Here is a 23,448-nt window from a genome sequence, read left to right as displayed (position 1 = left end):
ATGACGGCTGTTTTTTGTGGTGAAATTGCTTCTAAAGAAACAATCAGCGCTATATGTAAATGATTATCTAATGTCATATTAATAAAAAACCTTGTAGTGTCGAATTCTGTATATTTATTAAAACAAATGAATTATACCGTTATCAATTATGACAGTCAATAAAAAACAATACATTTCTTTTAGAGAGGGTTTTCTCTTTTTAGATATATTAAAGCAGGACGTTATGAAATGGGGGTATATATACCAGGGAAAAGCAAACAGCAGTAAGAGAAATCAACAATATCTTTATGCGAGCATTAGTGTATGAAAGAGTATAATGTTCTTTACATAGCTACAGTGTTCATCTTGGGCGTCTTACACTTTTCTTATGAACTAAGCCTTTCCAATTTTTTTAGAGGATATTCTAGAAAGAGACCGAAATACAATTTATAAAGGGAGGTAATAACAGATGAAATGGAATACTAAAATCACAAATCTTCTAGGCGTAGATTACCCAATAGTGCAAGGTGGCTTAGCTTATTTAGCTTACTCGGAGTTAGCAGCAGCAGTATCAAATGCAGGTGGGTTAGGGCAAATTACAGCTATGTCCTTAGGAACACCTGAAGCTTTAAGAGAAGAAATTATAAAGGTTAAATCAAAAACAACAAAACCCTTTGGCGTTAATTTTGCAATTGGTCAGTATGGACATGGGTATGAAAAGCTTATAGAAGTTGCAATAGAGGAAAATGTTCCAGTTATATCAATGACAGGTGGAAATCCAACCCCTATTTTTCAATTACTCCAGGGAACAAATGTGAAGAAGCTTGTTTTAGTAGCCGCTAAGCGTCAAGCAGTCAAGGCCGAAGAACTAGGTGCAGATGCAGTAATTGTTGTAGGTCAAGAAGGAGGAGGACATTTAGGCAGATCGGATACAGGGACAATGGTATTAGTTCCACAAGTTGTTGATGCTGTCTCCATTCCTGTCATAGCTTCAGGAGGAATTGGAGATGGAAGAGGATTGATGGCTGCGTTAAGCCTAGGTGCTGAGGGAATAGAAATGGGAACAAGGTTCATAGCAACTAGGGAGTGTGTTCATGCTCATCAGGTTTATAAAAGTTCATTAATAAATGGTGATGAAAATAGTACTGTAGTTATTAAAAAATCTATCGGTGCACCTGCTAGAGCAATAGCAAACAAATGGACAAATAAAATTATAGATATAGAAAAAAATAACGGTGGCTATGATGAGCTCAAGGACTACATAAGTGGAATAGCTAACAAAAGGTATATTTATGATGGTAATATAGAAGAAGGTTTTGCTTGGGCTGGCCAAGTAATGGGACTAATTTCTGATATACCTTCTGTGAATGAGTTTATAACACGAACAATTTTAGAAGCAGAAGAGATTCGGAGGAATTGGATATATTAATTTAATAAGAACTACTAAATGTATGAATAGGGGGACAACAACTTGGATTATCAATATCCTATTTCTTTAGACTGGAGTACAGATGAAACGGTTGATGTTATTAAGTTTTTCGAGTGTATAGAAAAAGCATATGAAAAAGGAATAGATCGAGATCTTTTAATGAGACATTATCGTAGGTTCAAAGAAATTGTACCAAGTAAATCTGAAGAAAAAACCATTTGCAATGAATTTGAGGAAGTGAGCGGATACTCTACTTATAGAGTGATTAAAAAGGCAAAGTCTGATGAAGTCGTTAGTACAGTAAAGATGTGAAAAATTAATTATTCAAAAAAAGTCCAAGCTATGAAGCTTAGACTTTTTTTGGTTGAACTTTAAAATTAAGCGCTTGGTAAAAGGCCTTACTCAAACGAAAGCTTATATAATGGAATTAAATTTTCAAAGGTTTCACGAATAACTTGGTATAATTTATCTCCATCTTTTAAAATTGGATCATTTATTCCAAAATGACGACCTATTAAAAATTCTGCTTTTTTAACATCTCGAAATCTCACCAGTGAAGATTCTAAATCAATATCTCCAATTAGCTTAGCATCCTTTTTAGTATGATCTAATGAAATATAGTACTTTTCATTTGTAGCTTTAGTGATTTCCTCCATATTAGTTAAAAAATTTCGAGCTATGTTTTCTTTATTTGGCAATTCATAAATAAATGCTAACCAAATAAACAAATGATCATCAAAAAGCCCAACTTGGAAATGTGGATGTTGTTTATATCCTCTTTTATTAGCTGCAATAGCCAACCAAGTATCTTTAGGAGGGTTAACAGTTCTTCTTGCATGTTTTGCAATATGAAGAAACATTTCAGTTTGTAATGTTGCGGAAAGATCATCTGCTAAAGCTTGTCCAATCACTTGAAATTTAGGCTGAATTCTTTCACGAATAGCCTCCATTCTTTCCTCTAGCCCATCTATAGTAAATGTTTGGAAATCCTCATTATAAAAACCTTTAAAATTCATTAAAATTCCTCCTAGAAGTTCATTACACTTTTTTTCTATTTTAATTATAAACTTACTTAAATTATTTCCACAAGAATTTACGACTGGTTTTACAAACGTGATTTTTCCAAAAATGAAATCAATAACAGGAATTAATCAACGTTTCATCACGAAAAATTGGTGGTATGAATTAGGTAAATACACAATTTTATAGGTTTAGTTCCAACTTTTTTTAATCCAACATAAGATATAAAAAAGCTATATAACAACTTGAAAAAGCAACTTTGAAATCGCTATAAGGATAATATGATAAGTAAATGAAAGGGGCGGTAAAAAGTGAAACAAATTGTTAAAACAAGTGGACAAAAAATCATTAGCAAACGTATCGGGGTGCTTAAACTTGAGCTTGATTACGAATTAGCCACCCTTTACGAAGCAATGCAAAGTAAAGATCATCAGAAAAAAATAGAATGTAAACAAAAACTAGAGAAGTTACGAAAAGAGTGGATGAAGCTCCAGGCATAATTGGAGATAGCTAAATCTACAAACGAACCTTAGGTAGGTTCGTTTTTATCTGCGCTACAATGAGTCTGTAACTTGATTTCCATTAATTCCATACAGTATCCTTATTGTAAAGGTTATTTATACATAGAAATGAGGTTGCTTTATGACGAATTGGAAGGAAATTGATCAAAGGGCTAAGCAATGGGTGAAGGAAGCTGGAGAAATAATTAGAAACTCTTTTGATTCCTCCCTCTCTATTCAATACAAATCTAATCCAAATGATTTAGTCACGAATATGGATAAAGAAATCGAGCAATACTTAATCGGGAAAATACAACAATCGTATCCAGATCATCGTATTTTAGGTGAAGAGGGTTATGGTGATGAAGTAACAAGTCTTGAAGGTGTTGTTTGGATTATCGATCCAATTGATGGAACAATGAATTTTGTTCATCAACAACGTAACTTTGCCATATCTGTTGGGATATATGGAGATGGTATTGGTTATATTGGATTAATTTATGATGTTGTACATAATGAGCTTTATCATGCGTTTAAGGGAGAAGGAGCATTTATGAATGACCTTCCTCTACCTAAGCTAGATAAAGTTAACATCGAAGAAGCAGTAATTGGTATTAGTCCAATATGGGTAACTGAAAATAAACGAATTGATCATAATCTCATTTCACCAATTGTTCAAAAAGTGAGAGGCACAAGGTCGTATGGATCTGCTGCTTTGGAGTGTGCATATGTTGCATCAGGTCGACTAGATGCTTACTTAACGATGAGATTAGCTCCATGGGATTTTGCAGCTGGACTCGTCTTAATAAGCGAAGTAGGTGGGACCGCATCGACATTAGATGGAAATGAGCTTAATTTAGTGTCAAAGAATACTTTCTTTGTTGGTGAGAAAAGTCTCCATAATCATCTATTGACTGAATATCTAAAGAAGTGAAGAATTTAGAGTTTAGGGAATTATACGAAGGTGATTATAACTTTTTTAAAGATATAATTAGAGTAAGTAATGATTGGCAACAAGAAGAATGTTCTGAAAATGAGCTAGAAAATTATTTACTTACCTATCAGATGTTCAATGGGCAATGGAGATTATGGTATAAAAATAATAATAGAATAGGCATTAGTTATCATATAGAATGGTCTCCTTCAAATGAAAGACCTTGGATTGGTACAATACTTATCCATCCCGACCAGAGATTAAGAGGATTTGGCCAGAATATAATAAAGGAAATTGGATATGAATTAAAGTCAAAGGGTCATAAAGCTTGTTATGTGGGTTGTTCAATAAATCAAGATGGTTGGCTAAGGTTTCTTGGGAATTGCGGGTTTGAGCAGTTTAAGTTAGAGAAGGATGTTACTACTTCAAAAGAATATATGATTTCAGTAATGCCTCTATTATAGTTTAGGTACAACCTTAATATTGTTTTATCACTTTGTTATATACAATGAACTCTATAGCTATCAATAAACAATTGAGGTAAGTGAAATGTGTTTAGATAAAACAAGGAGTCTATTTTTCAAGACTCCTTTTAGCTAAAAGATTTGTTTAGAACTGTTTTCAGAGAAAATGATAATTTAGATCAACCCTTTTTCTCGCATTCTTTTTTTTAGTACAAAACCTGACCCCATAATGACATTTAGCGCGACTATAGCTAAGATTATGCCGAGAATACTCCGTTCACTTACAGCAATTCCTATACCAATCATACTTATTGCTGCTAAAAAGGATAGTACAAGAAAAACCCACTTTCCTAATTTCATACCTATGACAACTCCCAACTTATTCGCGAATTTTTTGTATCTTCTCTTAGTTTACAGAAAAACATTCCGCTTTTCTATATTGTTTATGGTATAATATCCAAGGTGATTTTGAAATAATGTAGATAATTGTTTTTATATGTGAAAAACACTATATTTTTATAAGTAAAATGTGTTTTAATAAAATGTCGAGCATTACTTATATGTTTTTTAGGATTTAGTTTATGCATAGTATAAAAAATGCAAAATCACTTCTGTGTTGATTGTTAATAAGCACCTTCAACTCATGATTGTTATTGTTAAAGCCTAACCATGGCGTTTACGCTTATGTTTTTAATATATATATTTTAGGAGATGAAATTGTGAAACTTCGTAACGATATTCGCAACATAGCTATTATTGCCCACGTTGACCATGGTAAAACAACTTTGGTTGACAAACTTTTACATCAATCTGGAACTTTCCGAACAAATGAACAGGTTGCAGAACGTGCAATGGATTCAAATGATCTTGAGCGTGAGCGTGGGATTACAATTCTAGCAAAAAATACAGCAATCAATTATAAAGATACTCGTATTAACATTATGGATACACCTGGACATGCTGACTTCGGTGGAGAAGTAGAGCGTATCATGAAAATGGTAGATGGTGTTTTACTTGTTGTTGATGCTTATGAAGGCTGTATGCCTCAAACACGTTTCGTATTAAAGAAAGCATTAGAGCAGAATTTAACACCGATTGTAGTTGTTAATAAAATTGACCGTGATTTTGCACGCCCATCAGAAGTTGTTGATGAAGTACTTGATCTATTTATTGAGCTTGGTGCAAATGAAGATCAACTGGAATTCCCAGTAATTTTTGCTTCAGCTATGAATGGAACAGCTAGCACTAGTGCTGACCCAGCGGATCAAGAAGAAACGATGGAATCATTATTTGAAGCGATTGTAGATCATATCCCAGCACCAGAAGATAATAGAGACGAGCCTTTACAATTCCAAGTTGCATTACTTGATTACAATGATTATGTTGGTCGTATTGGAATTGGTCGAGTATTCCGCGGTACTATGCAAGTAGGTCAACAAGTTTCATTGATGAAGGTTGACGGTAGTATTAAAAATTTCCGTGTAACAAAATTATTTGGTTTCCAAGGCTTAAGACGTGTTGAAATTGAACAAGCAATAGCTGGAGACCTTGTAGCAGTATCTGGAATGGAAGATATTAATGTTGGAGAAACAGTTTGTCCAGTTGAACATCAAGAAGCATTACCAATTCTTCGTATTGATGAGCCAACATTACAAATGACATTTGCTGTTAACAATAGTCCATTTGCTGGTCGTGAAGGTAAATATGTTACTTCTCGTAAAATTGAGGAACGTTTGATGGCACAATTACAAACTGACGTGAGTTTACGTGTAGATCCAACTGCTTCACCAGATGCGTGGATTGTGTCTGGTCGTGGAGAGCTTCACTTGTCTATTTTGATTGAAAATATGCGTCGTGAAGGTTTTGAACTTCAAGTGTCTAAGCCTGAAGTTATTGTTAGAGAAATTGATGGTGTGAAATGTGAGCCAATTGAACGTGTGCAAATAGATGTTCCAGAAGAAAACACTGGTGGTGTAATGGAATCGATCGGAGCCCGTAAAGGTGAAATGATTGATATGATTAATAATGGTAATGGTCAAGTTCGACTTATCTTTAATGTACCAGCACGTGGCTTAATTGGGTATTCAACTGAATTTATGTCATTAACACGTGGATTTGGTATCATTAATCATACATTTGATAGCTACCAGCCTATGCAAAAAGGTCAAGTTGGAGGACGCCGCCAAGGAGTTCTTGTATCAATGGAAAATGGTAAATCAACTACTTATGGTATTCAAGGTATTGAAGATCGTGGAATCATCTTCCTTGAAGCGGGTGTAGATGTTTATGAAGGTATGATCGTTGGAGAACATACTCGTGAAAATGACTTAGTAGTAAATATTTGTAAAATGAAACAACAAACAAATATTCGTTCTGCTAATAAAGATCAAACAAATAGTATGAAAAAGCCTAGAATTATGTCATTAGAAGAAGCACTTGAGTATTTGAATGATGACGAGTATTGTGAATTGACTCCAGAATCAATCAGACTTAGAAAGAAAATTCTTGATAAAAATGAACGTGAGAAATCTGCTAAAAAGAAAAAATTAGCAGGTAACTAAGTTATACAGACAAAGATTCAATAACTCTCCTCCTATTTATATAATCAAACAAATAGAGAGGAGAGTGTAGAGTTGAGTTTAGTCTATTTCTTTAGGTTCCTACTACAAATTGTTGTGAGGAGGGATTTTTAATGGATGTATCTGAAAGACTTTCATTTTTCCCTAGTTTATATCAAGTAATCGAACACCCAAAGGTAGGCATGTGGCTGCTTTATTTAACCATCTTTTTCCTTTCTGTTCTTGTATATAAGCTAGGCTTTGCAAAAAAACTGCCTATTTTGAAATCAGTTGTCATTTATACATTTTTAGCGTTTGGTTGCACGATCTTAACATTTTTAGGGATCTTCCTACCTGTTGCAGAAGGACTTGTTGTTGCAGCACTAATTTTAATTATTTATAAGATAAGACTACATCAATCAAAAAAGCAGGAAGCTGAAGAGGCTAGTTAAAAAAGGTTCTGACTATTTAGTCAGAACCTTTTTAAAATTTGTGGCTTTCGATAAAGGACAAGCTTGCATATTGTGATATAAAAATAGGTTTCCAATCAGAGTTATTTATTTGGATTTGATCTTTTAAAACTAATTGGTAAAATCAATGCATATAGTAAATGACCAATTACCCACAAGGAAATGGCTGAGATGTTTGATACACTTGGTGTATTCTTTATAGCTAGTATAGTTAGTGGGAAATACAACAAAAAAGTTGGAGCAGTCAGAATTAAGGATAAAATAAATTTCTCTTTAAACCTAACTAATCCTTTAAAATCACAAATAGATATATAGACAATGCCGATTATAACTGAAATTAATAGATGTAATACAAATTCGATCATCTCTGGTAATGGTTTATTGTATAAAAAATCAATGTTCAATAATAAAGTATAAACTTTATGTCCAGTGATCATTTGAGATGATTTTAAAAATAAGCCTAAAATCACACCACTAATTAAGCCAGTGAAAAGTCCAGTTTTCAGTTTTACCATGAATCATCTGTCTTTTTGTCTTGATATAGCTTGAAATTACCAGTAGCAATACGTTCGTTTGTTCTGTCTTCAATCCGTTTGTGACAAGTATTACACATATATGTATGTATCGGGCGATTTCTTAATCGTTTAGCTATTAAAGTCTCATCGTTAATAGATTCAACCGTATCACAAATTACACATTTAACTCTCATAATACACCTCATAGAAATTAAGTAACTCCCCCAAAAGTTCGTGTTGTTAAATATTGATGTTAACTCCTCTTTTAATGCTTGATTAGTTAGGGAAAGTTCTTTTTTTATTAGTATATCATGACTACAAAAAAAATGAATGAATGTTTATGGTTGGAACACATTAGAAAAAAGGGTATGATAGTTGTATAAAGTAAAAAGGGAGGATTCAAATGGCTAATAAGATTGAAACTTCTTTAATTGATCCTTTATTTAAAAGTCTACAGAAGGAGAGATTTGTTACCATTGCATCAATTGACTATGAAACCGGCTCTCCAAATGTAAGCGCAATTTCATGGGTATATTCACCTGATGCTCATCGTATTCTTTTCGCAATCGACCAGAAATCAAGAATTGTCGATAATATAAAAAAACATCCTGCAATTGTTTTGAATTTAATTGCAAATGAATCTACATATTCCATAAACGGTAATGCTCATATAAAAGAAGATCAACTTGATAACATACCTTTAAAGCTTTCATTAATTGAATTAGGAATTTCCGAAGTTCGAGATGTTATGTTCTATGGTTCACGAATATCAGTTGAACCACAGTATGATAAAACTTATGATGAAAAGGCCGCAGCTAAATTGGATAAACAAGTTTTACAAGCAATGAAAGATAAAGGATAAAAAAGAGACTGTCCATTACTTAAGATTAAGAAAAACTAGAAGAGTCCCTTCTATACTATTCTCCATATCTTAGCAAATGGACAGTCTTTTATTAGCTCTGCTCTGTACCTGTGGTCTTACGAAATTTTATTACTGTGTACAATGTCTTATTTCTTTAACTGCAAGAGGGAGCCTTGCTTATAAGCACAGCGCCTGTAAGTTCATCCTTGTACAAAACTTCTCTGGATAGGTGAAAGTTTAAGTTTATCTTCTAATCTAAATAAAATCAACCTGAAGCCTAATCTGGCCCCATAACATACCATACTATATTTGTTGAGATCTTAGAGTCTTACTTATTTATTCATATGATTATTAGATTGATCCTGTTGTTCTTTTTCAAGTTTCTTTTCTTCTTTATTGTTTAATTGATCATCAGCTTGCTCTGTTGGTTGTTTTTGTTGATTATCTAGTATTTCGTTGGGTAACTCAGGAACTAAACGACCAACAATTGCTGCTAGTTCATCTAGGATGCCGATTACAGGGCGTCCATTTTGAATTTCTTCACCCATTTCACGTAGTCTTTCATTTGTATCAGCATCTGCAATTATAATGGCACGAGCACCATAAGGATCATGCATTAAACTTTCCGCTACTGTGTATTTAATTGATTCAACTTTATTTCTGTCTAATTTTGCATTAACATCGATACCAACAACCGCATATTGACCTAATACAACAGCAGTTGCATCATTTACATCAGGTATTTCATTTGCTAGTTCAACTAAATGCTGTGAAATTTCTTGTCCAGTTTTACGATCTACATTTTCATCAACACTGTTTTTAACATTTATCGGTGTGCCATTTTCTTGTGCTTTATCATTTTTATCGGCACCTTGATTTGCTGAACAACCTGTTAAGGCTAGAGCTGTTAACAATAATATCTTGATAAAAGATTGCATCAAATCACTCCTTAACTTTTTAGTCAACGAAAGCTTGTCTTTTAGGAAACCACTTGTAAAAGAAGTGTTAGCGATTGGTTATTCAATTTAAAATCGCTCTCATTTTTGTCAAGTGGATCATTTTAAAAAGAGTGAAGACAAGTTTTTTTGTTGCTTTTTAATTTTATTGTCTAATAAACCTTCTATCTTTATTCATTCTTTCATATATTTTAGCAACGCTTCATTCACAGCTTGACTTTTTTTAAACACTTTTATGTTAAACTCCATAAAAAAATAGCACGGAGTAGGGGGCGGAAGTTTGAGGAAGATTTATGTATTAGACACAAATGTATTGTTGCAGGATCCCAATTCGATTTTTTCATTCGAAGAAAATGAAGTAGTTATTCCAGCAGTGGTTTTAGAAGAGGTGGATTCCAAAAAGAGGTATATGGATGAAATAGGTCGTAATGCAAGACAAGTTTCTAAACTCATCGATCAATTAAGAGAATCGGGGAGACTGCATGAGAAAATCCCTTTACCGAATGGTGGATCGTTGAGGATTGAATTAAATCACAGATCATTCCATCAACTTCAAGAAATATTTGTTGAAAAAACAAATGATAATCGCATTTTAGCTGTGGCAAAAAATTTATCGTTAGAAGAGCAAACAAAAGAAAAGGGTTGTTCTGTCATACTTGTGAGTAAGGATACACTTGTTAGAGTAAAGGCAGATGCAATTGGCTTAATTGCAGAGGATTTCTTAAGTGACCGTGTAGTTGAGATTGATCATATATACTCAGGTTTTCTTGATTTGTATATCAGTACCGACAATTTAAACCGGTTTTATGAAAAAAGTGAATTGATCCTATCAGAAATTACAAATCATCCATTTTATCCAAATCAATTCGTCATTATGAAGGATGCTTTAGGTGGTTCTTCTTCTGCAATAGGAAAAGTTGATCAATCAGGAAAAAAAATACAGCGATTAGTATTTGATCATGAACATATATGGGGAATAAAACCTAGAAATGTTCAACAAACGATGGCACTAGAACTTCTTCTTAGAACGGACTTGCCCTTAGTTACACTAATTGGGAAAGCCGGGACAGGCAAAACATTACTTGCTCTTGCAGCAGGTTTAATGCAAACGGAGGATTTAGGTTCATACAAAAAATTACTAGTAGCAAGACCAATTGTTCCTGTAGGAAAAGATTTAGGGTTTTTACCTGGTGAAAAAGAAGAGAAGCTTAGACCTTGGATGCAGCCAATTTATGATAATCTAGAGTATTTATTTAACACCAAAAAGCCTGGTGAACTTGACGCAATATTAGCTGGAATGGGATCGATAGAAGTAGAGGCATTAACTTATATAAGAGGAAGAAGTATACCAGAACAAATCATTATAATAGATGAAGCGCAAAATTTAACAAAGCATGAAGTGAAAACCATTTTAACTCGTGTTGGTGAGCGAAGTAAAATTGTGCTAATGGGCGACCCAGAACAAATAGATCATCCTTATTTAGATGAGTATAATAATGGACTTACATATGTGGTTGAGAAATTCAAAGAACAACCCATTGCTGGCCATGTTAGACTTGTAAAAGGAGAGCGTTCTGGCTTAGCTCAACTGGCTGCTGACTTGCTATAACTATTTTGATAATTAATGTGATAAGGGGATGACTCTATAGGGCATCCCCGACACGTCACTATATATCCATCTATTTACTTTCTAAAGTAGTACCTACTTTTTCATACCATATTCAAGTTAGCAACAACTCATTAATTGATAACTATTTTTTGAATATTCTTTATAGGGTTCTTAACATTTGAGCCATCACCGTAATATACATGTATGGGACCATCTTCAGTTAAGGGTTTTCCTTTGTTACTAAATCCAACAACCACATCAAGTGCGTCTTCTACAGTTAGTGAGAAGGATTCGTTATCACTTGTTATAAATTGAACTTCCTTTGCATCAGCTTTAATACCCGCATTTTCTAAAAATGGTTTTAACGGAATGCCAAAAGTTCCATTTAGAATCCTTTGTTTTTCATATGTACGCTCCGTTTTTAGTGTTGGAGGATGAATTGCACCTTCTCTTATTTCACGCTCCCAATGTTTAGATACAGCCTTTGTATATTCTTCTAGTTCATCTTTTGTTTCTCTTTCTTGTTCAAAATAACTTTTTAAATCTACTTTTCTATCATCAAAAATCCATACACCAGGATCTAAGGTTATTTGATAATTCACCTTACCTGTAATCATTATAATCTTTTCCATTATTCACACCCCTTACAACGCTAGTATAAGCGTTTAAGGATAATTTGTCACATATCATAACAATCAATTAATGTATTATTTTATGTCTGTACCTAATACTTTGTCGAATTATTTTATTTAAATGTTCTAGTTTGTTCTGTTTGTCCTTGCTTTTTTAGCTCAATGGATTTAATATTAATACATAGAATAGGGTAATCGCTCGGAAACGGAGGGATTAAATTGGCGTCTGAGATTGCTGTTAATCACCAAGAAAAAGCACTTGCATTACTTAAGGCAGATGCTAATAAGATCATGAAACTGATTAAGGTTCAAATGGATAATTTAACGATGCCTCAATGTCCTCTTTATGAAGAGGTTTTAGATACACAAATGTTTGGTCTATCTAGAGAAATAGACTTTGCTGTAAGGCTTGGCCTGGTTGAGGAACGTGAAGGAAAAGCTCTGCTTGTTTCACTTGAAAGAGAGTTGTCTGCATTGCATGATGCATTTACAACCAAATAATTGATAAGAACTCAAACTGCACAGTTTGGGTTTTTTATTTTTTAGCGCTTTTTTAAACTTAACCCTTTAGTAGTTATTTCCCTTTAAGTCATTGAACTGACTTAATTATTTAATTTACTTGTTTAGACTTATTTAAAACATTGTGAACTTAAAAATTTTAAAAAAGATATTTTTAGAGGATTTTACTCTCTTGAAGTCGAAGTTGTAGTAAAATAAAGGACACAACTAGATTATAAACATATATATGACAAGGGAAGAGATATGTATGGTAAAAAAAATACTAAAATCATATGATTATTCGTTAATAATAGCAATAGTCTTATTATGCTGCTTTGGCTTAGTGATGGTGTATAGCTCAAGCATGATTACTGCTGTATCACGCTTTGGGTATGAGCCTGATCACTTTTTTCAAAGGCAAAAACTAGCTTTGCTTGCAGGGGGACTTGCATTTTTTGTTATGATCATTTTTCCATACAGAGCATTTCTACATGATAAGATAATAAAGTTAATTACTTTTGGATCTATTATAGTGCTAATTTCATTGTTTTTTATTGGACATGCTGCTGGTGGTGCTCAAAGCTGGATCTCTATTGGGGGGTTTAGCATCCAACCAGGTGAATTTGTGAAATTAAGTGTAATCATCTATTTGGCTGCAGTTTATGATAAAAAACAATCATATATTGATGAGTTTGGAAGGGGAGTATTACCTCCATTAATCTTTACAGTTCTGATTTGTTTGTTTGTTGTTATACAACCCGATTTTGGGACAGCCTTTATTATTGCAATGATTTCAATATGTATGATTTTATGCTCTGGAATGGCTTTTAAAAGTATTGCAAAGCTTATAGCTCTTTTAATATTAGCTGGAGTTTTAATGGCTCCTATCGTTATTATGAAGGGTCTGTTTAGTGATGAACAGTTAAGTCGTTTTGTAGGAGTTACAGATCCTTTTGGTAACATTGATGGAGCAGGATACCAGTTAGTTAATTCATTTTATGCGATAGGATCCGGTGGATTAAAAGGTCTGGGTTTAGGACAAGGTGTCCAAAAGTACGGATATTTACCTGAATCTCATACTGATTTTATCATGGCTGTCATTGCGGAAGAATTAGGAATTTTAGGTGTATTGTTTGTGTTGATCCTTTTAACGTTTGTTATCTTAAAAGGATTTTCAGTTGCACGTAAATGTCAAGATCCTTTTGGTACACTACTTGCTGTAGGTATTTCAAGTATGATTGCTATCCAATCTATGATAAATCTAGGTGGCCTAACTGGATTACTACCAATAACGGGTGTACCGTTACCCTTCATAAGTTATGGTGGTTCATCAATCTTATTATTAATGATTTCAATGGGGTTATTAGTTAATGTTTCTATGTTTACAACGTATCGGGAAACATATAAGAAACCATTGAATCAAGAAGTTGATCAAACCGGAAATGTAAAGCAATTTAAACGAAATCAAACCAGTTCAATAAGATAATAATTTTTTATATTGGATTTTCACAGCAAGAAATGTCTGTAGAGAAACTCAAACAAATTTAATAAAAAGTCAACAAAATAAAAAATGGAAACCGCGGAGGTTTCCATTTTTTATTTTGTTAGAGATTGATCTGATGATGAATCTACCTCAATGTTAGTATTGCTTCGACTAACAAGTAATAAGAAATAACTTAAGAGACCAAAAAGACAAGAAATAATCAAAGCATGAACAAGTGCAATATATAGGTTCAAACCAGTGATGACAACTAAAGCACCTGAAGTTACTTGCATAGAAACTAATATAAACGCAATAATCCAGCCCCAATAAATAACTTTTTCATGTTTGTAATGCTTGATTGCACGCCAAGCTGCATAAGCGATCCATATGAAGATTATTCCTGCAGCAAATCGGTGTCCCATCTGTATCCATTCATGTAATGTTGTGGGTAAACCACCAGCCCTGTTGCTACAAAGTGGCCATTCAGGACAAGCGAGGCTAGCACCTTTATGTCTAACGTATGCTCCGGTATAAACAACTACATAAGAATATACAATTATTCCTACCATATGGAATTTCATATCTTTATTGATAACAAGAGATTTAGCATCAAATTTTTTATCAATTTCAAAAATTAATAAAGTTAACAATAAGACGGATGCAAAAGAAATAAGAGAAATACCAAAATGAAGAGCTAGTATTGCATCAGATTGTCCCCACATTACAGCTGCGGCACCAATTAAAGCCTGTAATACTAGGAAAAATACTGATAATAATGCAAGGAATTTTGTTTCTCTAATATGACCTATCTTTTTCCAAGACCATACAGATAGGATTAGAACAGTAAAGCCAGCAAGTCCACTAACTAAACGGTGGCTTAGCTCGACTATAAGCTCAAAGGTAATATCACTAGGTATAAGTTCACCATGACATAATGGCCAAGAATCTCCACACCCTGCACCTGACTCAGTTTTTGTTACTAAGGCTCCGCCTAATAAAACAACGACCATAATGAGTGTTGTAAAAACGGCAAACCATTTTAGAGCGTGTTGCAAAATGTTCACCTACTTATATAGTAAAATGGTAACGTTAAATAGTAAATACTTTTAGATAGTACACAATGTAGCAAAAAAAGACAATAAAATAACTGAAATGTTCACAAAGTTATTGGATCTTTAAACTACTTCTTCGTAAATTAGTTATTTGAATAATTAATGTATTGACAATCATACTAAGTGATAATGATTTACTTATTTATACTGTTTAATACAAAGTTTGTAATAGATAATTAGTTTAGATGGTAATTTTCTTTACAGAAGGACTTTTTTTATTCATCGTATTTCAATGAATAACTTGATAACAAAACTGACATTGCTTAAAGAACAAATATAATTTTATAAATCAATATTAGTTTAACCTAACTAGAAAGAGAGTAACGTGTAAAGTATGAATAACTTCATACAAAAGGCTTGAATATTTGGTCTTATTTTGCTAGAAATAGATAGGTAATGTTATAGTAAATAACAAATTGGAAAATGAATTCAATAAATAACTTATTTTTTCCTAAGATTTGCTCAGCAATTTATGTTAAAATAGACTAGGCTTGATGTCTAAATTTGTTTTGATAGAAATTGACTGAATTTCTTTCTTCACAATTTCGACAAATATACTTCATAATTTGTTCACAAATGTATTAGTAATTATGTTTTAATTTCAAGTAGACCATTTTTAATTCATTTATTTTTTAGTATCATAGGATATAGAAAATTCACTTGTTGCAACCGCCTTCATAAGAAATCAATGATGGATCAACAAATGAAAGAGTTCTTGAATTAGAATTTAATTGCTGCTAGAAATTCTTGTGAAAACAAAAAGAAAAATGGAACATCTAAGAATAACTAGGAGTAAGGAGGTAAAGAATTGGCTAACATGAAAGCTTTGGATGATGCTACTCTTAAGCAGCATTCTGCTGATATACGTGAAACAACACTTTGGAAAGAGTTTTTGGCTCTTATAAAAGTAGGGATTGTTAATTCTAACGCAATAACTACATTTACTGGTATTTGGCTAGCGCTTTACTTTAGCGGTAAAGGGTTTTTATCAAATATAGATATTGTATTATTTACTATGATTGGATCTTCGCTTGTTATTGCTGGTTCATGTGCAATTAATAACTATTATGACAGAGATATCGATCATCTTATGGAAAGAACGAAAGATAGACCTACGGTTACAGGTAAAATGAATCCAATTCATGCTTTATGGATAGGAATCTTTTTGTTAACAATTGGTTTTATGTTTATGTTAATGACGACATTAACTGCAACACTAATCTCTTTAGTTGGTGTTGTAACATATGTCTTCCTTTATACAATGTGGTCTAAACGACTTTATACCATCAACACTGTGATTGGTAGTGTCTCTGGTGCAGTACCACCTTTAATTGGCTGGGCAGCGATTGATGCAAACTTAAGTGTTGTAGCTTGGGTGTTATTTCTTATTATGTTTATCTGGCAGCCACCTCATTTCCTTGCACTTGCTATGAGAAGAACTGAAGAATACCGTGCTGCTAATATACCGATGCTTCCAGTCGTTCATGGATTTGATATTACTAAGCGCCAGATTATGGTATGGATTTTATGTTTATTACCTTTACCATTTTATTTGTATGAACTAGGTATCGGCTTTGTAATCTTAGCGACTTTGTTGAATATTGGTTGGATTGTCCTAGGAATTAAAAACTTCAAAAACAAGGAACAAGAGATGAAATGGGCAACAAAAATGTTTGTATATTCCATTAATTATTTAACCATCTTGTTCGTCTCAATGGTGCTATTTACCATTGTCTAATGTTGAAATTCTTTCTTAAAAAGAATTTATTTATAAAAAGGGTTCCTTATTTTTAAAATAATAGGAATTTTAAATTACTGAAAGAGGGGTTTGATTAAGCTATGAGAAAATGGCTGACAAAATGGCGTCTGCTTCCATTATTTGCAATGTTGACGCTTTTCTTAGCCGGCTGTGGGGAACCGTTTCTTTCCACACTTAAACCTGCTGGAGAAGTAGCGGATATGCAATACGACCTAATGGTGCTTAGTACACTTATAATGGTTGTGGTCATTGCAGTCGTAACCGTAATCTTCATTTATGTTGTCGTTAAATTCCGTAGACGTAAAGGTGAAGAAAACAACATTCCTGTTCAAGTGGAAGGAAATCATAAACTTGAAATTATTTGGACTGTTATACCAATTCTTTTACTACTAGTCTTAACAGTTCCAGTTGTTTCTGCAACATTTAAACTTGCAGAAGTGGATGCTATTGATGATGAAAATCGAAAAGCGGAAGATGCGATTGTTGTAAATGTAAGAGCAAATTTATACTGGTGGGAATTTGAATACCCTGACTACGGAGTTATAACTAGTCAAGACTTAATTGTTCCAACAGATGAAAAAGTTTATTTCAACTTAATTGCTTCTGATGTTAAGCACTCTTTTTGGATTCCTTCTGCCGGTGGTAAGATGGATACAAACACAGATAACGTGAACCAAATGTGGTTATCTTTCGATTCTGAAAGAGCAGACCAAGCCGGTGAATATTTCTACGGTAAATGTGCTGAACTTTGTGGTCCATCACATGGTTTAATGGATTTTAAAGTAAAAGCAGTATCAAGAGATGAATTTGACCAATGGATCTCTGATATGGAAGGTGCTCAAGCAGTAGCTTCAACTGATTTAGCTGTACAAGGAGAACAATTATTTGAAGAAAAAGGATGTATTGCTTGTCATGCAGTTTCTCCAACTGACGAACGTCCTGCAGCAGCAAGAACTGCACCTAACTTAGCAACATTTGGTGAACGTGCACGTGTAGCGGGTATTCTACCAAATGACGCTGAAAATATTCGCAATTGGTTAAAAGACCCAGAAACATACAAACCTGGCAATAAGATGACTAATACTTATCCGAAATTGTCAGATCAGGAGCTTGATGCTCTTACAGAATACTTAATGGGACTTAAAGTCTCTAGTAACTAATTTTTTGTAAAATGAAAAGGGAGGTAACACTGTGAGCACGTTAACTCAGAAAAAGGGGATTGGTGCAACATTATGGGATTACTTAACAACAGTTGACCATAAGAAAATCGCCATCCTTTACCTGATATCCGGTGGCTTCTTCTTCCTTGTTGGTGGATTAGAAGCGATGCTGATCCGCATTCAGCTGGCTGTTCCAGATAATGACTTTGTTAGTGCAGGACTTTATAATGAAATATTAACAATGCATGGAACAACAATGATATTCCTAGCTGCAATGCCTTTATTATTTGCATTAATGAATGCAGTTGTACCATTACAAATAGGTGCACGTGATGTTGCATTTCCATTCTTAAATTCACTTGGGTTTTGGCTATTCTTCTTCGGTGGAGTATTCTTAAACTTAAGCTGGTTTTTAGGAGGAGCTCCTGATGCAGGTTGGACATCATATGCATCATTAGCATTACATTCACCTGGTCATGGTGTGGATTTTTACTTACTTGGTCTACAGGTTTCAGGTTTAGGTACACTGATAGCGGGTATTAATTTCCTTGTAACGATTATTAATATGCGTGCACCTGGTATGACTTACATGCGTATGCCGTTATTCACTTGGACTACATTTGTAGCATCTGCACTTATCTTATTTGCTTTCCCTGCTTTAACAGTAGGATTGGCTTTACTAATGTTCGACCGTTTATTCGGTACTGCTTTCTTTGACCCAGCATTGGGTGGTAATACTGTAATCTGGGAGCATTTATTCTGGATCTTTGGACACCCTGAAGTTTATATCTTGATTTTACCTGCATTCGGTATTTTCTCTGATATTCTACCTGTATTTGCAAGAAAACGTTTATTTGGATATTCTTCAATGGTATTTGCAACAGTGTTAATTGGATTCTTAGGCTTTATGGTGTGGGCTCATCATATGTTCACAACAGGTTTGGGACCAATTGCAAATGCAATCTTTGCGGTAGCAACAATGGCCATTGCGGTTCCAACTGGTATTAAAATCTTCAACTGGCTATTTACAATTTGGGGTGGATCAATTAAATTCACATCTCCAATGGTTTGGTCTGTTGCTTTTATACCAACATTTGTTATGGGTGGAGTAACTGGTGTTATGTTAGCTGCAGCAGCAGCTGATTATCAATATCATGATACCTACTTTGTTGTAGCTCACTTTCACTATGTAATTGTTGGTGGAGTAGTATTCTCATTATTTGCTGGTGCTATTTACTGGTGGCCGACAATGTTTGGGAAAATGCTTAATGAAAAATTAAACTATATTATTTTTGCATTATTCTTTACAGGTTTCCACTTAACTTTCTTTATTCAGCATTTCTTAGGGTTATGGGGTATGCCACGTCGTGTATTCACATTCCTACCTGGTCAAGGTTTAGATAATGCTAACTTTATTAGTACGATCGGTGCATTTTTAATGGCAGCCGCAACAATCTTGTTCCTTGTTAACATTGTTATTACATCTGTTAAAGGTAAAAAGGTTGGTATCGATCCGTGGAAAGATGGTCGTACACTTGAGTGGGCAATACCATCACCACCACCTGAGTATAACTTTAAGCAAACTCCACTTGTTCGTGGACTTGATCCACTTTGGATCGAGAAAATGGAAGGTAATAAAGAAATGACACCAGCTGAACCACTTGGTGACATTCATATGCCTAATGGATCAATTTTACCGTTCATTATGTCGTTTGGATTATTCATTGTATCGTTTGGTTTAATGTATCGAGCAGAATTTGGATGGGGTTTAGCTGCAATCATTGTAGGCTTCATCATTACATTAGGTGCAATGTTCTTCCGTTCGATCATTGATGATCACGGATATCATATCCATAAAGAAGACTTGATTAATGAAGATAAAGGAGGGAAAGCCTAATGGCAAATGTTGAAGAAAAATTAACAGCAGAGAATTTTCCTGCATCGCCTGAAAAAGCTACCCTCGAAGGTAAAAACAAGTTTTTAGGCTTTTGGTTATTTCTAGGTGGAGAGACTGTACTCTTTGCATGTCTCTTTGCAACATTTCTTGCTTTAAGAGAATCAACTGCAGGTGGAGCAACAACTCAGGAACTATTTGAGCTTCCACTTGTATTCGTAGCTACAATGTTACTTTTAACTTCTAGTTTAACAAGTGTATACGCAATGTATCATATGAAGAACTTCAACTTTGCTAAAATGCAATTGTGGTTAATCATTACAGTTCTATTAGGTTTTGCTTTCCTATTGCTTGAAATTTATGAATTCAATCATTATATACATGAATTTGACTTCACAATTACTGGCAGTGCTCTAGGATCAGCATTTTATGTACTAGTAGGAACACACGGTCTTCACGTTGCTTTCGGATTATTGTGGATTACAACATTAATCGTTCGTAATTCAAAACGTGGCTTAAGCTTATATAATGCACCTAAATATTATGTTGCTAGTCTTTACTGGCATTTTATTGATGTTGTTTGGGTATTCATCTTTACAGTTGTATACTTAATGGGAATGGTGGGATAAACTGATGGCAAATAATCATAATTCAGCAAACCCTAAAGTAGATTGGGCATATCGACGCAAAAAAAATGCAGAAGATATGAAGCATCAAATTGTAACATTTGCAATGATGATTTTCTTAACAATCGTTGCTTTTATTGCAGTGGGGTATGATGGAATTGGTGAATCATTTAAGATTCCATTTATTATCACATTAGCAGTTATTCAAGTTATTTTTCAGCTATACTATTTCATGCACATGAGCCATAAAGGCCATGAAACACCAGCATTATTCTTATATTCTGGTGTTGGTGTTGCAGCACTAACTGTATTAACGTTTGTAACAATTATTTGGTGGTAATCTAATCAAATAAAAGTAAAGGACAATTGGCTTATGCTGATTGTCCTTATTTTGTTCTATGATCAAAAGTAAATATGTGATGTGATTGATTATCTCATGCATCATGATTTTGATTGTGAGGAAAAATTGTTTTTTCATTGCTCTATTGTATAAGCAATAATCGATTTTCAATCCCTGATTTTTTTCATCTTTTATCACATGTTTTTTTATATCCCTTCTTTCTCTAGTTATTTCTCATTTGTCATAGAACGTTCATTGATAGACTAAATTGTGAAGTGTATAATAGTCGGGAAGGACTAGTTTAAGGAGCTGATTTGTAGATGAGCTTTGATATATTTGGATTTCGAGCGTTATGGAGTCCTTATTTCTTAATTACATTAATAATTATAACAACATTGTTTTTCTTGGCTATCGGACCATGGCGTACAAAATTTAAAAATAGTACTCCAGTACCTGTAAAACAGCAAGTGATTTTTGTACTTGCCATTTTATCTCTTTATATAAGTAAAGGAAGTCCTGTAGATTTATTAGGTCATATTATGTTTAGTGCTCATATGACACAAATGGCTATCTTATATTTAGTTGTACCACCGTTAGTCATTCTGGGAATACCAAATTGGTTATGGGAATTTATTTTATATCGTCCTGTCATTAAACCAGTTTTCAAGCTACTTTCCAAACCAATTATTGCTCTTATATTCTTTAATGGTGTATTTTCACTCTACCATGTACCGTTAGTATTTGATTTTGTGAAAACAGATCCTGTCTATCATTCGATTATGACTACCATTATTTTTGTTGGTGCCATGTCAATGTGGTGGCCTCTCTTAAATACATTACCTGGATGGAAATCTATTAATGGAATTAAAAAAGTAGGATATATCTTTGCAGATGGTGTTTTGTTAACTCCTGCATGTGCCTTAATTATTTTTGCTACAGAACCGCTTTACTTAACATATTCAGAACCACAAGCATGGTTAAATGCTTTGCAATTATGTGTTCCTGCAGATATGTTAGCTGGTTTAAATTTAACAGGGCCTGATATGTTTAACACTTTGCCATTAGTTGAAGATCAACAATTAGGCGGAGTATTAATGAAGATTATTCAAGAAATTGTATATGGTACAATACTTGCATATATATTCTTCCAGTGGGCTCGTAAAGAACGTGAAAAAGATCAGCAAGATTATAAAGATTTATCTTTAGATCCGATTAAATAAGATGTAAAGTCTGACGTAAGTTAATCAGGTTTTCTATCTGCTTTGTAAGATTGATGAAAACGTATTATCTCATGATAAGGAAAGGAACATTTATGAATTCATCACTACCTATTTTACCTACGATTAGTACAACATTTATTGTCCTAAGTGCTATATTTGTAGCAATTGGCTGGTACTTGATTAAAAAGCGTAAGATAAATGCACATATTAAAGTCATGACACTTGCTGGAGTTTTTGCTGTTATCTTCTTTGTTATCTATGCGTCAAGAACCATTTTTATTGGAAACACCGCTTTTGGAGGACCCGAGGATATTAAAATTTATTATACAATATTTCTTGTATTTCATATTACATTAGCTACAATTGGAGCTGTTTTTGGAATTATATCTTTAATAACTGGATATAAAAAGAATTATGAAAAGCATCGTAAATTAGGACCTTACACAAGTATTATTTGGTTTTTTACTGGTATAACTGGTGTTGCAGTCTATTTATTACTTTATGTGTTTTACAGTGGTGGGGAAACTACATCTGTAATAAAAGCAATCTTAGGTTTTTAAACATAATTTGAAGGTGGTTTAGAATAAAATATTCTAAACCACCTTTTTTATTGTTTAATTTTAAATTTTTCGAAAAATGCTCTTCAGGTTATATATAGCTGACTTATCTTAAGATGCTAGTCTTTTAGGATCAAAGCACTGATGAGTATAGATAGGTTAGTATGTGTGGGTACTAAATTGTAATAATAATAATTAGTTGTTAGATGATTACTACTAATGTTCCTAGAGGAAAGAATGGGTGCTTAGAGGTGAAGAATCGTCTCACCTTGTTGCGATGAAAGAATCATTCGTATCTCTTTTATTAACAAAATTAGTAAGAGGGGAGAGAATGGCTTGATTGAAATTTTAACAAATCGATTAATGATTGTTCCATGTTCACTTGATATCGCAAAGTCTTTAGTTTTTCATCGGAAAGAATTAGAGAAAAGATCTCCTATTGAAATACCATCTTACTGGCCAACATCGGTTGTAAGAGGATTTATTCCATATTACATTGAGAGTATGGAAAGGATGGAAAAAGAAGAAAAAGATCTTGATTGTGGTTTTTGGTTGATCATTTTATACGAGCAAAAAAAAATTATTGGTGACTTATTAATGAAGGGTAAACCCGAAAAGGAAGGGGAAGTGGAACTTAGTTATCATATAGATGGGGATAATGTTGATGAAACAATTGCCTATGAAGCTATTGATGCATTTATCGATTGGCTAACTTATCAGCAAGCTGTAAAAAAAATTATTATGGAGTGCGAGGTAGAGCATCAGCAAACAATTAAACTTTATAATAAACTAGGCTTTATTTGTAAAAAGAAGGATGGGAATTTTTTAACATGGGAGATTCAGAAAAAAGGTGAATAATGGAGTGATGATC

At 33.5% G+C, this 23,448-nt stretch carries 26 protein-coding genes; 19 read left to right on the top strand and 7 right to left on the bottom strand.

What is annotated here, in order from left to right:
- The first annotated feature begins 448 nt into the window (after positions 1–448).
- Positions 449–1,408, top strand: coding sequence for an NAD(P)H-dependent flavin oxidoreductase (locus JOC75_RS07045; protein WP_204953305.1), 960 nt, complete (start codon positions 449–451; stop codon positions 1,406–1,408).
- A gap of 42 nt (positions 1,409–1,450) precedes the next feature.
- Positions 1,451–1,720: a UPF0223 family protein gene (locus JOC75_RS07040; RefSeq protein WP_204953304.1), complete on the top strand. Its 270-nt coding sequence runs from the start codon at positions 1,451–1,453 to the stop codon at positions 1,718–1,720.
- Positions 1,721–1,806: 86 nt separating this feature from the next.
- Here JOC75_RS07040 and JOC75_RS07035 read toward each other — a convergent pair whose 3' ends face one another.
- Complete coding sequence (locus tag JOC75_RS07035) at positions 1,807–2,424, bottom strand: YktB family protein (protein ID WP_204953303.1); 618 nt, start codon at positions 2,422–2,424, stop codon at positions 1,807–1,809.
- A gap of 315 nt (positions 2,425–2,739) precedes the next feature.
- Here JOC75_RS07035 and JOC75_RS07030 point away from each other — a divergent pair, with 315 nt between their 5' ends.
- From JOC75_RS07030 to JOC75_RS07020, 3 genes are all read left to right on the top strand, one after another.
- Complete coding sequence (locus JOC75_RS07030) at positions 2,740–2,928, top strand: hypothetical protein (protein WP_146946878.1); 189 nt, start codon at positions 2,740–2,742, stop codon at positions 2,926–2,928.
- A gap of 142 nt (positions 2,929–3,070) precedes the next feature.
- On the top strand, positions 3,071–3,862 hold the full coding sequence (locus JOC75_RS07025; protein WP_204953302.1) for an inositol monophosphatase family protein: 792 nt from the start codon (positions 3,071–3,073) through the stop codon (positions 3,860–3,862).
- The gene (locus JOC75_RS07020) at positions 3,859–4,326 is read left to right on the top strand and encodes a GNAT family N-acetyltransferase (RefSeq protein WP_204953301.1); all 468 of its coding nucleotides are present in this window, start codon (positions 3,859–3,861) and stop codon (positions 4,324–4,326) included. Before JOC75_RS07025 ends, JOC75_RS07020 begins: the two co-directional genes overlap by 4 nt.
- A gap of 174 nt (positions 4,327–4,500) precedes the next feature.
- On the opposite strand, the gene JOC75_RS07015 is transcribed toward JOC75_RS07020, so the two are convergent.
- A complete protein-coding gene (locus JOC75_RS07015; protein ID WP_204953300.1) occupies positions 4,501–4,686 on the bottom strand; it encodes a YlaF family protein in 186 nt (61 codons plus the stop codon).
- A 359-nt stretch (positions 4,687–5,045) separates the two neighbouring features.
- Between JOC75_RS07015 and typA the strand changes: the two genes are divergently transcribed.
- Entirely contained in the window at positions 5,046–6,887 is a 1,842-nt protein-coding gene (gene typA / locus JOC75_RS07010) for a translational GTPase TypA (protein WP_204953299.1), read from the top strand.
- 131 nt (positions 6,888–7,018) lie between these two features.
- Entirely contained in the window at positions 7,019–7,336 is a 318-nt protein-coding gene (locus JOC75_RS07005) for a YlaH-like family protein (protein WP_146946868.1), read from the top strand.
- A gap of 101 nt (positions 7,337–7,437) precedes the next feature.
- On the opposite strand, the gene JOC75_RS07000 is transcribed toward JOC75_RS07005, so the two are convergent.
- Both JOC75_RS07000 and JOC75_RS06995 read right to left on the bottom strand, forming a co-directional pair.
- A complete protein-coding gene (locus JOC75_RS07000) occupies positions 7,438–7,869 on the bottom strand; it encodes a hypothetical protein (protein WP_204953298.1) in 432 nt (143 codons plus the stop codon).
- Positions 7,863–8,063 carry a YlaI family protein gene (locus JOC75_RS06995; RefSeq protein WP_146946864.1) on the bottom strand — a complete coding sequence of 67 codons (201 nt, stop codon included), beginning with the start codon at positions 8,061–8,063 and terminating at the stop codon, positions 7,863–7,865. The genes JOC75_RS07000 and JOC75_RS06995 overlap by 7 nt, the downstream gene beginning before the upstream one ends.
- A 209-nt stretch (positions 8,064–8,272) precedes the next feature.
- On the opposite strand from JOC75_RS06995, the gene JOC75_RS06990 reads away from it, so the two are divergent.
- Positions 8,273–8,731: a pyridoxamine 5'-phosphate oxidase family protein gene (locus JOC75_RS06990; protein ID WP_204953297.1), complete on the top strand. Its 459-nt coding sequence runs from the start codon at positions 8,273–8,275 to the stop codon at positions 8,729–8,731.
- A gap of 332 nt (positions 8,732–9,063) precedes the next feature.
- On the opposite strand, the gene JOC75_RS06985 is transcribed toward JOC75_RS06990, so the two are convergent.
- The gene (locus JOC75_RS06985) at positions 9,064–9,669 is read right to left on the bottom strand and encodes a YhcN/YlaJ family sporulation lipoprotein (protein WP_204953296.1); all 606 of its coding nucleotides are present in this window, start codon (positions 9,667–9,669) and stop codon (positions 9,064–9,066) included.
- A 298-nt stretch (positions 9,670–9,967) separates the two neighbouring features.
- Here JOC75_RS06985 and JOC75_RS06980 point away from each other — a divergent pair, with 298 nt between their 5' ends.
- Positions 9,968–11,296 carry a PhoH family protein gene (locus JOC75_RS06980; protein WP_146946858.1) on the top strand — a complete coding sequence of 443 codons (1,329 nt, stop codon included), beginning with the start codon at positions 9,968–9,970 and terminating at the stop codon, positions 11,294–11,296.
- Positions 11,297–11,427: 131 nt separating this feature from the next.
- Here JOC75_RS06980 and JOC75_RS06975 read toward each other — a convergent pair whose 3' ends face one another.
- Positions 11,428–11,928: a molybdopterin-binding protein gene (locus JOC75_RS06975; RefSeq protein WP_204953295.1), complete on the bottom strand. Its 501-nt coding sequence runs from the start codon at positions 11,926–11,928 to the stop codon at positions 11,428–11,430.
- Positions 11,929–12,147: 219 nt separating this feature from the next.
- Here JOC75_RS06975 and JOC75_RS06970 point away from each other — a divergent pair, with 219 nt between their 5' ends.
- Entirely contained in the window at positions 12,148–12,429 is a 282-nt protein-coding gene (locus tag JOC75_RS06970; protein WP_146946853.1) for an Fpa/YlaN family protein, read from the top strand.
- A 265-nt stretch (positions 12,430–12,694) separates the two neighbouring features.
- Complete coding sequence (gene ftsW / locus JOC75_RS06965; protein ID WP_204953294.1) at positions 12,695–13,912, top strand: putative lipid II flippase FtsW; 1,218 nt, start codon at positions 12,695–12,697, stop codon at positions 13,910–13,912.
- A gap of 110 nt (positions 13,913–14,022) precedes the next feature.
- Here ftsW and JOC75_RS06960 read toward each other — a convergent pair whose 3' ends face one another.
- A complete protein-coding gene (locus JOC75_RS06960; protein ID WP_204953293.1) occupies positions 14,023–14,964 on the bottom strand; it encodes a COX15/CtaA family protein in 942 nt (313 codons plus the stop codon).
- Between the two features lie 874 nt (positions 14,965–15,838).
- Here JOC75_RS06960 and cyoE point away from each other — a divergent pair.
- From cyoE to JOC75_RS06920, 8 genes are all read left to right on the top strand, one after another.
- On the top strand, positions 15,839–16,759 hold the full coding sequence (gene cyoE / locus JOC75_RS06955; protein WP_204953541.1) for a heme o synthase: 921 nt from the start codon (positions 15,839–15,841) through the stop codon (positions 16,757–16,759).
- A gap of 101 nt (positions 16,760–16,860) precedes the next feature.
- Positions 16,861–17,940: a cytochrome c oxidase subunit II gene (coxB, locus tag JOC75_RS06950; RefSeq protein WP_204953292.1), complete on the top strand. Its 1,080-nt coding sequence runs from the start codon at positions 16,861–16,863 to the stop codon at positions 17,938–17,940.
- A gap of 31 nt (positions 17,941–17,971) precedes the next feature.
- The gene (gene ctaD / locus JOC75_RS06945; RefSeq protein WP_204953291.1) at positions 17,972–19,837 is read left to right on the top strand and encodes a cytochrome c oxidase subunit I; all 1,866 of its coding nucleotides are present in this window, start codon (positions 17,972–17,974) and stop codon (positions 19,835–19,837) included.
- Complete coding sequence (gene ctaE, locus JOC75_RS06940) at positions 19,837–20,463, top strand: cytochrome c oxidase subunit III (protein WP_204953290.1); 627 nt, start codon at positions 19,837–19,839, stop codon at positions 20,461–20,463. The genes ctaD and ctaE overlap by 1 nt, the downstream gene beginning before the upstream one ends.
- Positions 20,464–20,467: 4 nt before the next feature.
- Positions 20,468–20,800, top strand: coding sequence for a cytochrome c oxidase subunit IVB (ctaF, locus tag JOC75_RS06935; protein ID WP_146946839.1), 333 nt, complete (start codon positions 20,468–20,470; stop codon positions 20,798–20,800).
- A 320-nt stretch (positions 20,801–21,120) separates the two neighbouring features.
- On the top strand, positions 21,121–22,020 hold the full coding sequence (gene ctaG / locus JOC75_RS06930; protein WP_204953289.1) for a cytochrome c oxidase assembly factor CtaG: 900 nt from the start codon (positions 21,121–21,123) through the stop codon (positions 22,018–22,020).
- Positions 22,021–22,112: 92 nt separating this feature from the next.
- On the top strand, positions 22,113–22,580 hold the full coding sequence (locus tag JOC75_RS06925; protein WP_204953288.1) for a DUF420 domain-containing protein: 468 nt from the start codon (positions 22,113–22,115) through the stop codon (positions 22,578–22,580).
- Positions 22,581–22,913: 333 nt separating this feature from the next.
- The gene (locus tag JOC75_RS06920; RefSeq protein WP_204953287.1) at positions 22,914–23,435 is read left to right on the top strand and encodes a GNAT family N-acetyltransferase; all 522 of its coding nucleotides are present in this window, start codon (positions 22,914–22,916) and stop codon (positions 23,433–23,435) included.
- Positions 23,436–23,448 lie beyond the last annotated feature (13 nt).

The sequence above is a fragment of the Metabacillus crassostreae genome (genome assembly GCF_016908395.1).
Classification (GTDB): domain Bacteria; phylum Bacillota; class Bacilli; order Bacillales; family Bacillaceae; genus Metabacillus; species Metabacillus crassostreae.
This window is presented reverse-complemented; position numbering and strand designations above follow the sequence as displayed.

Bases quoted from the DNA above. Each gene is read 5' to 3' on its own strand.
- JOC75_RS07035 (WP_204953303.1), bottom strand. From the start codon at position 2,424: ATGAATTTTAAAGGTTTTTATAATGAGGATTTCCAAACATTTACTATA.
- JOC75_RS06995 (WP_146946864.1), bottom strand. From the start codon at position 8,063: ATGAGAGTTAAATGTGTAATTTGTGATACGGTTGAATCTATTAACGAT.
- JOC75_RS06925 (WP_204953288.1), top strand. From the start codon at position 22,113: ATGAATTCATCACTACCTATTTTACCTACGATTAGTACAACATTTATT.
- ctaG (WP_204953289.1), top strand. From the start codon at position 21,121: ATGAGCTTTGATATATTTGGATTTCGAGCGTTATGGAGTCCTTATTTC.
- JOC75_RS07045 (WP_204953305.1), top strand. From the start codon at position 449: ATGAAATGGAATACTAAAATCACAAATCTTCTAGGCGTAGATTACCCA.
- ctaF (WP_146946839.1), top strand. From the start codon at position 20,468: ATGGCAAATAATCATAATTCAGCAAACCCTAAAGTAGATTGGGCATAT.
- JOC75_RS07015 (WP_204953300.1), bottom strand. From the start codon at position 4,686: ATGAAATTAGGAAAGTGGGTTTTTCTTGTACTATCCTTTTTAGCAGCA.
- ctaE (WP_204953290.1), top strand. From the start codon at position 19,837: ATGGCAAATGTTGAAGAAAAATTAACAGCAGAGAATTTTCCTGCATCG.
- JOC75_RS06990 (WP_204953297.1), top strand. From the start codon at position 8,273: ATGGCTAATAAGATTGAAACTTCTTTAATTGATCCTTTATTTAAAAGT.
- JOC75_RS07025 (WP_204953302.1), top strand. From the start codon at position 3,071: ATGACGAATTGGAAGGAAATTGATCAAAGGGCTAAGCAATGGGTGAAG.
- JOC75_RS06975 (WP_204953295.1), bottom strand. From the start codon at position 11,928: ATGGAAAAGATTATAATGATTACAGGTAAGGTGAATTATCAAATAACC.
- cyoE (WP_204953541.1), top strand. From the start codon at position 15,839: ATGAAAGCTTTGGATGATGCTACTCTTAAGCAGCATTCTGCTGATATA.
- JOC75_RS06985 (WP_204953296.1), bottom strand. From the start codon at position 9,669: ATGCAATCTTTTATCAAGATATTATTGTTAACAGCTCTAGCCTTAACA.
- ftsW (WP_204953294.1), top strand. From the start codon at position 12,695: ATGGTAAAAAAAATACTAAAATCATATGATTATTCGTTAATAATAGCA.
- JOC75_RS07005 (WP_146946868.1), top strand. From the start codon at position 7,019: ATGGATGTATCTGAAAGACTTTCATTTTTCCCTAGTTTATATCAAGTA.
- JOC75_RS07000 (WP_204953298.1), bottom strand. From the start codon at position 7,869: ATGGTAAAACTGAAAACTGGACTTTTCACTGGCTTAATTAGTGGTGTG.
- coxB (WP_204953292.1), top strand. From the start codon at position 16,861: ATGAGAAAATGGCTGACAAAATGGCGTCTGCTTCCATTATTTGCAATG.